Here is a 1,024-nt window from a genome sequence, read left to right on the forward strand (position 1 = left end):
TGAGCGGCAATTTTTTATCCAAATCCCTTGAGCTATTCACATTACGCCAGATTCCGCTAGACTGTCAGCAACTCAACAACTCGGTAGTTTTTGGCAACATGAAGCAAATCCTTGATTTTATTCCTCTCATTATCTTCTTCGCTCTATACAAGATGTACGACATCTATGTAGCGACTGGAGCACTCATCGTTGCAACGGCAGTTCAACTTATCGTGACCTACGCGCTGTATAAGAAAGTAGAGAAGATGCAACTGATCACGTTTGTCATCGTCACGATATTCGGCAGCATGACCATTTTCTTCCATGACGACAACTTCATAAAATGGAAAGTCACTATCATTTACGTGGTGCTTGCCGTTGGCTTAACCGCCAGCCACTTAATGGGAAAATCGGTCGTCAAAGGCATGTTGGGTAAAGAGATCACGCTACCTGACGCGATTTGGGCGAAGATAAACTGGGCATGGGTAGGCTTCTTCTCATTTTTTGCAGGCCTAAACATTTACATCGCTTACGAGCTACCTCTGGATGTTTGGGTTAACTTCAAAGTGTTTGGAATGCTGATTGCCACCTTCGCCTACATGATTGCTACTGGTGTCTACATTTACAAGCACATGCCAAAGGAAGAGAAAAACAACTCCTCCGATGTCTCGGTTGATGATTAAAAACTCAATTTTGCTATAATCCGCGCAAATGTATTATTCACAGCGACCTTCGGGTCGCTGTTTTGTTCAACGGACCAATAATTACTGCATTAGTATTCTTATTGGCACACCATATTTGCGCTTTTTTTGAGCGCCCTTGAAGATTTAGGATGTCACTATGAGCCAAGAATTTAACTCTCCGAAAGGCCAGCTTCTGCTTCGTACTCTTGCAATGCCCGCTGATACAAATGCAAACGGCGATATCTTTGGTGGTTGGATAATGTCTCAACTTGACTTGGCGGGTGCGATTCTGGCGAAAGAGATCTGTTCTGGTCGCGTCGTTACCGTTTCTGTTTCAAGCATTACATTTAAAAAACCAGTCA

2 protein-coding genes are annotated in these 1,024 nt (G+C 43.5%); both read left to right on the forward strand.

Annotated features, from left to right (window positions below; all coding sequences use genetic code 11):
- The first annotated feature begins 98 nt into the window (after positions 1 to 98).
- Entirely contained in the window at positions 99 to 662 is a 564-nt protein-coding gene (locus R7Q46_RS25295) for a septation protein A (protein ID WP_005481614.1), read from the forward strand.
- Between the two features lie 157 nt (positions 663 to 819).
- On the forward strand, positions 820 to 1,024 hold a 205-nt coding region (locus R7Q46_RS25300), incomplete at its 3' end, for a hotdog domain-containing protein (protein ID WP_318077955.1).

The organism is Vibrio sp. 811 (assembly GCF_033339195.1).